Source organism: Streptomyces sp. WAC06614, assembly GCF_003949795.1.
In the GTDB taxonomy this organism is placed as follows: Bacteria; Actinomycetota; Actinomycetes; order Streptomycetales; family Streptomycetaceae; genus Streptomyces.
In genome coordinates this window covers 21,101-28,381 of sequence record NZ_RPRY01000064.1, presented here as the reverse complement: position 1 = coordinate 28,381, position 7,281 = coordinate 21,101, and the positions used below count along the sequence as shown (strand labels likewise).

Below are 7,281 nucleotides of genomic sequence, written 5' to 3'. Positions count from 1 at the left end.
CGGCGGGGGCGGGGGCTCGGACGGGTCACGGGGTCTCCTCGTGCTTGCTCGGTGCCGGCCACGGCCGGTGTTCTCCGCCCGTGGCAACGAGACCCGCGCCCCGCCGTTACGCCGGGCTGGGCCGCTGGAGCGACGGCTGCGGCGGCCGCGCAGGTCAGCGCGTCGGCGTGACAGCCGGTGCCGGTCACGGGACCATGCCGGGGTGAGGGTGCGACGCGTCAAGGACGTTCCCGACGAACGGAGTTCGTTCGGTCGTCGGCAGCGGTGGGACGAGGACGGGGTGCTGGGGCGGCGTACGTTCCTCACCGCGGCCGGGGCGGTGGCCGGACTGTTCGCCACCGGTGTGCCGGCGTACGCCACGGACGCCGCGCGGGACGCGGCCCACGCCGACGAGTACGTGGACGTACAGCTGCTGAACATCGCCGACCTGCACGGCTACCTCCAGGGCGCCCCCGGCGGGAACTCCGTCGTCACGGGCAACGGCGGCCGGCGTTACACCGTGGGCGGGGTCGCGTACCTGGCCGCCCACCTGGAGCGGCTGCGCGCCGGTCGGCGCAACTCGTTCTTCTTCACCCCGGGGGACGCCTTCTGCGGCTGGGAGTTCGACGCGGCGGCGTTCGCGGACGAGCCCACGATCGAGGCGCTCAACCGCATGGGGCTGGACTTCGCCACGGCCGGCAACCACGAGCTGGACAAGTCGCCCGCCATGCTCCGGCGGCACATGGAACAAGGGGTGCCGTTCCCGGTCGCGGGCCGGGACACCGCCTTCCCCGACTCCTCCGGGCAGGTCTTCCACGGCGCCGACTTCCGCTACTACAGCGCCAATCTCGTCCGCACGGCCGACCGCCGGACCGTGCTGCCGCCGTACCACGTGGAGTGGGTGACCGCCGCGGACGGCCGGCGGCTGCCCCTCGGTTTCATCCACCTCACCGCCCTCGGCACGGAGCTGTTCCCCGGTTCCTTCCAGCCGGGACTGGCCACCCTCGACGCGATCGCCACCGCCGACGCCTGCGCGGCGGAGCTCACGGCGCAGGGGGTGAACGCGATCGTGCTGAGCATGCACGACGGGGCGGTCGCCGGCGACGACTTCAACGGCGGGAGCGATCCCACCGGTCCGGCCCTCGACCTGGCGCTGCGGGTCTCGGCGGACATCGACGTCATCGTCACCGGGCACTGGCACCGGCGGTTCAACATGATGCTGCCCGATCCGCTCGGCGTCCCGCGTCCGTTCGTCGAGGCGGGCTGCTACGGGCAGCTCGTCAACGAGATCGACCTGCGGATCGATCCGGCCACGGGGGCGGTGGTACGGGAGCTGACCGTCTCCACCAACCACCCCAACACCCGTGACGTCGCTCCCCATCCGGGCCTGAAGGAGGTCGTGGACCACTGGGCGGGGCAGGCCGCCCAGCGGGACCGGTCCCGGATCGGGCGGCAGACCGGTGGGTTCGTACGGAGCCGCAACGCGGCCGGCGAGAGCACGATGGGCGACCTGGTGGCCGACTGGGCGCTGTGGGCGGGACGGCGGCCGACGGATCCCGAGAACGACGCCAACGTGCACCCCAACGTCCCCGCCCAGCTCGCCGTCGTGGCCGTCGCGCCCCGGGTCGGGCAGACGGTCGTGGCGGGGGACCTGCCGCCGGCCGGGGACGGCGGGGTGACCTTCGGGGCCGCCTGGCGGGCGGTCGGCTTCGGCGATCCGGTCGTCACGGCCTGGGTGACGGGGCAGCAGCTGCACGACGTACTGGAGGAGCAGTGGACGCGGGAGGCGGACGGCAGCATCCGCTTCGCCCCGCTGGCGGTGTCCCGCAACGTCCGCTACGCCTTCGACGCGCTGCGGCCCGTCGGGGACCGGGTGGCCCCGGCCGACGTCCTCGTGGACGGGGTCCCGTTGGACCCGGCCCGCCGCTACCGGCTGGCGGCCCTGTCGTACACCTTGCTCGGGCACGACGGGTATCCGGCGCTGGCGGGGTTCGCGGAGCCGTACCGGCACCAGCGGGACTACGAGAGCTTCGTGGCGTACGTCCGGGAGACCCAGGTGCTGACGCCGGCGCCGGTGACCCGGGTGACCGCCCGCAACTCCGGCCTGCCGGCCGCCCACGTGGGAACGGTCGTGGTCGCGCCGCCGCTGCTCCAGGCCGACGGCAGCCCCGTCCCGCGGCAGGAGGCCGCGATCCTCGCCTCGGGCCGCCCGGCCCCCCTCTGGTCGGCCGGCCACCGGCCGCCCTGCTGAGCTCCCGCGCCCCGCGCCCCCCGCGTCCCGCTCCGCCCCGCCGCCCGCGCGGCGGGCGGGGACGCGCCGCACTGGACCCGTGGGTGTCCGGGTCGTGGACGAGTCGGGGCTGGTGCCGGCCCGGGTGGACGTCCCCGCCGAGGACGTCTGCGGGGCGGAGGTGCACGAGGTGCACGAGCGGCTGCGGGAGGTTCCCGACTGGGCCGGACGCTTCGGGGTCGTCGACCGGTGGCTCCTACGGGCGCTGTCCCGCCGGGACGGGACCCGGGCGGCGGGTTCCCCGGCGCCCGTGGCCGGGGCCCGGGAGCGGCTGCTGGCCTCCGGCGGGCGGCTACGGGTGGATGCGCCGGCCGCCGGAGCCGGGTACAGCGAGCGGCACCTGCGCAACCGCTTCCGCGAGGAGGTCGGCCTGACGCCCAAGGCGGCGGCGCGGGTGGTGCGGTTCGACCGGGCCCGGCGGCGCCTGGCCGCGGCAGCCGGACCGGGCGTCGCGGGCCTGGCCGGGCTGGCCGCGGACTGCGGGTACGCGGACCGGTCCCCCCTCGACCGCGAGTTCGCGGCCCTGGCCTCGTGCACGCCGAGCGCGTGGCTGGCCGAGGAGTGTCGAAGCGTCCGAGCCGGGCACCGTCCCGGGGTGTGACGCTCGGGGAGTGGACCGCCCGGGCTCCCGGCCCGGCGCACCCGGACGAAAGCAGTGCCTCCCCTGACGCGTACGAACCCCACCACGACCCCGCCCGACGGCACGGCCGGGACCACGCCCGCCACCACCACGTCGGGCGCCACCACGCCCGACACCGTGGAGCAGCCGCCCGCCCCGCAGGTCCGGCCGGCCCTGGGCGCCCGTGACGCCCGCGCCCTGATCCGCTTCCTGGTCGCTGCCTTCGGCTTCGAGGAGACCTTCGTCGTCGGTGACGGCAGCCGGGTCGAGCACGCCCGGCCTACGTCGTCACGGCCGACCCGGACGCCCTGCTCGCCCGGGACCGGGCGGCCGGCGCGGAGATCACCATGGGCCTGCGCGACACCGGCCACGGCACCCGGGACTTCGCCGCCCGCGACCCCGAGGGCAGCCGCTGGTACGTCGGCACCTACCGGGGCGAGCCCCGGTAGGGTCGGTGCCGCCGCGTCCGGCCGGGGGTGGGGGCCCCGGCTCAACTCACCGCCTGCTTCACCAGGGCGGCGATCCGCGCCTCCACCTCCTCCGTGACCTCGGTCAGGGCGAAGCCGGCCGCCCACATCGGGCCGTCGTCCAGGTTCGCCCGGTCGCTGAAACCGAGCGTCGCGTAGCGCGCCTTGAACTTCTCCGCGCTCTGGAAGAAGCAGACGATCTTGCCGTCCAGTGCGTAGGCGGGCATGCCGTACCAGAGCTTCGGCGCGAGCTCCGGGGCGGTGGCGGTGACGACGGCGTGGATGCGCTCGGCCATGACCCGGTCCGTGTCCTGCATCTCCGCGATCTTCGCGAGCACGTCCTGTGCCTCCTGCGCCGCCTTCTCGGCCTTCGTGCCGCGGCGCGCCGTCTGCTTGAGCTCCTGTGCGCGGTCCTTCATCGCGGCACGCTCCTCGGCCGTGAATCCGTCGTACCCGCGGTTGTCGGTGCTGCTCATGGTGGGTCTCCTTCGTGAGGCGTGCGAGGTGGGGGTGGGACTCGGGACGGGGCCTACCGGCCCGGGCGGTGCAGGTGGTGCGGGAGGTGCAGGTGGTGCGGAGGGCTCACTGGTCCTGGAGCAGCCCGATGAGGTTGCCGTCGGGGTCGATGACGGTGGCCACCAGGCGGCCGCCGCCGACGTCGTGCGCGGCCTCCTTGACGGTGGCGCCCGCGGCGGTCAGTTCGGCGACCTTCGCCGCGATGTCCGCCACGTGCCAGTAGGCCAGCGACGAGGTCAGGCCCTGCGGTCCGCCGCCCGGGAGGAGGCCGATGTGCTGGCCGGCGGCCTCGAAGCCGACGTAGTAGGGGCCGTCGGTCTGCGGCGCGACCCCGAGCAGGGCGGTGTAGACCGCCTTGGCCTGGGCGAGGTCGGACACGGGGTGCAGCACGGTCTTCATCCCCTGGGTGGCAGAGCTGGTCATGGTCACTCCTGTCGTCGTGGGCCCGACCGGTCCGGGTCGGTCCGCCGGGCTCGTTCGCCTGTGCCCACAGCTTCCCCCGGGAGGGGTACGTAGCGCCTCCGTGCTCACCACGGAAAGCACTACGGATAATGACCCGGTGTCCACTCCAGTGATCTCGGCCCGGGAGGCCGATGTGCTCGCGCTCCTCGGGGAGCACCTGAGCAACGCGGAGATAGCCGCCCGGCTGTTCATCTCCGTACGGACGGTCGAGTCGCACGTCTCCTCGCTGTTGCGGAAATGGGAGGTGCCGGACCGGCGGGCGCTGTCCCGGCACGCGCCCCGCCCGGCGCCTCCCGAGCAGCCCCACCCGGCGCCTCGCGAGCAGGCCCGTCCGGCTCCGGCGCTGCCGGCGCCCCTGACCGCGTTCGTCGGCCGGACCCGCGAACGCGCCGAGCTGGCCAAGGCGGTGACGGAGCGTCGGCTGGTGACCGCCGTCGGCCTGGGCGGGGTGGGCAAGACGCGGCTCTCGCTGGCGGTGGCGGCCGACGTGGCGGACGGGTTCGCCGACGGGGTGTGCTTCGTGGACCTGGTGCCGGTCACCGATCCCGGGCGGGTGGGCGCGGCCGTCGCGGCGGCCCTGGGCGTGGGCGAGCAGCCCGGGCGTGGCATCGACGACGCGCTGGTGGCCGCGCTGGCGGACCGTCAGGCGCTGCTGGTGCTGGACAACTGCGAGCAGGTGCGCGACGGGGTGGCGCCGTTCCTGGAACGGCTGCTCGTGGCGTGCCCGGGGATCCGGGTGCTCGCGACCAGCCGGGCCCGGCTGATGGTGCCGTTCGAGTGGGTCTTCCCGGTGCCGCCGCTGTCGCGGGTCGGCGGCGGGGCGTCGGAGGCGGTGGCCCTGTTCCTGGAGCGGGCGGCGGCGGTCGGCAGGGCCCCGGAGCCGGCGGAACGCGAACGGATCGCGGCCCTGTGCGAACGGCTCGACGGCATGGCGCTGGCCATCGAACTGGCGGCGGCGCGGTGGTCCACGCTCGGTCTGGACGGCCTGGCGGCCGGCCTCGGCGACCAGCTCCGGATCCTCGCCGGCGGCCCGCGCGCCGACGGCCGGCACCGGTCGGTGCGGGCCGTCCTCGACTGGAGCCACGACCTGCTGGAGCCGCAGGACCGGGCGCTGCTGCGGCGGGTGTCGGCGTTCGTCGCTCCGTTCACCGCCGAGGCGGCGGCCGACGTGGCCGGGTACGCCCCGCTGGAGGCGGCCGCGGTCACGGACGGGCTCGGCAGGCTCGCCGAGCAGAGCCTGCTCGCCGTGGCACCGTCCGACACCGGCACCCGCTACCAGGCGCTGGAGACCCTCCGCCAGTACGGCACGGAGCGGCTCGTCGACGCCGGTGAGCTCGACGAGGTCCGCTCGCGCCACCTGGCGTGGTGCCTGACCGGTGCGGCCGCCCTCCAGGAGGGCGGGGGCCCGGACTGGCGGGCCCGGTTCGACGCGGTGGCGGAGGACCTGCGGGCCGCCTTGAGCTGGGCGGCGGGCCGGCCGGAGCAGCACGCGCAGGCGTGCCGGCTCGCCCTGGCGACGGCCGAGCTGGCCTTCACCCGCAACCTGCTGGGCGAGGCCCAACAGCGCTACGAACAGGCGGCCTCGCTCGCCACCGGCGCCGACACCGCCGCCGCCTTGCGCCAGGCCGCCGGGGTGGCCGGGTGCCGCAGGCTCGGCGACGACATGTACCGGCTGCACCGGGCCGCCGCCGAAGCCGCCCGTCGGGCCGGGGACGCCGCCGGGGCGGCCCGTGACCTGGCGGCCGCCGCCACCGCCGCCTACCGCTTCTCCAGCACGTTCACCGGCCGGATCCCGCCCGCGGACGAGGTGACCGGTCTGCTCGCGGCGGCGCGCGGGCTGGGCGGTGACGACGACCCGGCCGTCGCGGCTGCCCTCGCGCTGGCGGAGGCCGCGGTGGTCGCGGACGCGTTCGGCGCGGTCCAGGGCGCCCCGGACAACACCGCACCGGACACCGTCGCGTGCGCCGAACGGGCCGTCGAACTCGCCCGGCGCGCGGGCGATCCGGTGGCCCGGTCCGCCGCCCTCGACGCGCTGTCCGGGGCGCAGAGCTGGGCCGGCGAGAGCTTCGCCGCCGCGGCCGCCGCCCGGGCCCGGATCGACATCCTCACCTCGGCACCGGACGCCCCCGCCCGGACGCACGAGCTGATCGACGCCCTCGCCATGGCCGCCGCGACCGCCGTCGGCACGGGGGAGCTGACGGCGGCCCGCGGGTGGGGCGGCCGGCTCGCCGACCAGCCGCAGCTCGCCGAGGTGGGCGACCACGCCACGTCCTGGCTGCTGGTCGCGGACGCGTTCGCGGGCCGTGCCGACGAGGTGCTCACCCGCAGCGTGCGCTTCCTCGACGCGTGGGAACAGGCCGGTCGGCAACGGTCCTTCTCCCTCGGCCCGGCCGCCGCCGCCGTCGCGCTGGTCCACGGCCTGCGCGGCGACCACGAGGCCCGGGCGGACTGGCTCGCGATCACCGACCGGGCCGGCAGCAAGGAGGACCACCGGTACGGGCACGGCGCCGTCTTCGACGCCCTGGTCCTGCTCCACGACGGGAACGCGGACGCGGCCCTGGAGCGCGTCGCGCCCGAGCCGGAGCAGGTGTGGAAGTGGGTCTGCTGGGTCTGGCTGCACTGGTACGCGGCGCTCCGGGCGGAGGCGGCGGTCCTCGCCGGGCACCCGGACGCCCGGGACCGGATCGCCGCCGCCCGGGGCGTGGTCGCCGGGAACCAGGTCGCCACCGCCCTGGTGGACCGGGCGGAGGCGCTGCTCGGCGGCGATCTGCCGCAGGTGCTCGCCACGGCGGCGGCGTTCGACGCGGCGGGCTGCCGCTACCAGTGGGCGCGCTCCCTGGTGCTCGCCGGGGGCCGGCACGCCGCGACCGGCGCGTCCGCGCTGGCCGAGCTCGAACTCGCGCCCATGACCGTCCGGGAGCCGCGCCCCCGGCGCTCCTGAACGAGCC

6 protein-coding genes are annotated in these 7,281 nt (G+C 76.3%); 4 read left to right on the top strand and 2 right to left on the bottom strand.

Features of this window, described 5'->3' with window-relative positions; genetic code table 11:
• The first annotated feature begins 280 nt into the window (after positions 1-280).
• From EF918_RS11805 to EF918_RS39280, 3 genes are all read left to right on the top strand, one after another.
• Positions 281-2,230: a bifunctional UDP-sugar hydrolase/5'-nucleotidase gene (locus tag EF918_RS11805; RefSeq protein ID WP_125644569.1), complete on the top strand. Its 1,950-nt coding sequence runs from the start codon at positions 281-283 to the stop codon at positions 2,228-2,230.
• Positions 2,231-2,309: 79 nt separating this feature from the next.
• Positions 2,310-2,870 carry a helix-turn-helix domain-containing protein gene (locus tag EF918_RS11800; protein WP_125644560.1) on the top strand — a complete coding sequence of 187 codons (561 nt, stop codon included), beginning with the start codon at positions 2,310-2,312 and terminating at the stop codon, positions 2,868-2,870.
• 365 nt (positions 2,871-3,235) lie between these two features.
• Positions 3,236-3,337: a hypothetical protein gene (locus EF918_RS39280; RefSeq protein ID WP_369009093.1), complete on the top strand. Its 102-nt coding sequence runs from the start codon at positions 3,236-3,238 to the stop codon at positions 3,335-3,337.
• Between the two features lie 41 nt (positions 3,338-3,378).
• Here EF918_RS39280 and EF918_RS11790 read toward each other — a convergent pair whose 3' ends face one another.
• Together EF918_RS11790 and EF918_RS11785 are read right to left on the bottom strand one after the other, a co-directional pair.
• Positions 3,379-3,831 (bottom strand): iron chaperone, encoded by a 453-nt coding sequence (locus EF918_RS11790; RefSeq protein ID WP_125644557.1) that lies wholly within the window; start codon positions 3,829-3,831, stop codon positions 3,379-3,381.
• A 106-nt stretch (positions 3,832-3,937) separates the two neighbouring features.
• Positions 3,938-4,294 (bottom strand): VOC family protein, encoded by a 357-nt coding sequence (locus EF918_RS11785; protein ID WP_125644555.1) that lies wholly within the window; start codon positions 4,292-4,294, stop codon positions 3,938-3,940.
• A gap of 136 nt (positions 4,295-4,430) precedes the next feature.
• Between EF918_RS11785 and EF918_RS39030 the strand changes: the two genes are divergently transcribed.
• Positions 4,431-7,274: a LuxR C-terminal-related transcriptional regulator gene (locus tag EF918_RS39030; protein ID WP_125644553.1), complete on the top strand. Its 2,844-nt coding sequence runs from the start codon at positions 4,431-4,433 to the stop codon at positions 7,272-7,274.
• Positions 7,275-7,281 lie beyond the last annotated feature (7 nt).

Excerpts from the sequence above, each read along its gene's own strand:
- EF918_RS39280 (WP_369009093.1), top strand. The coding sequence starts at position 3,236 with ATGGGCCTGCGCGACACCGGCCACGGCACCCGGGACTTCGCCGCCCGC.
- EF918_RS11790 (WP_125644557.1), bottom strand. The coding sequence starts at position 3,831 with ATGAGCAGCACCGACAACCGCGGGTACGACGGATTCACGGCCGAGGAG.
- EF918_RS11785 (WP_125644555.1), bottom strand. The coding sequence starts at position 4,294 with ATGACCAGCTCTGCCACCCAGGGGATGAAGACCGTGCTGCACCCCGTG.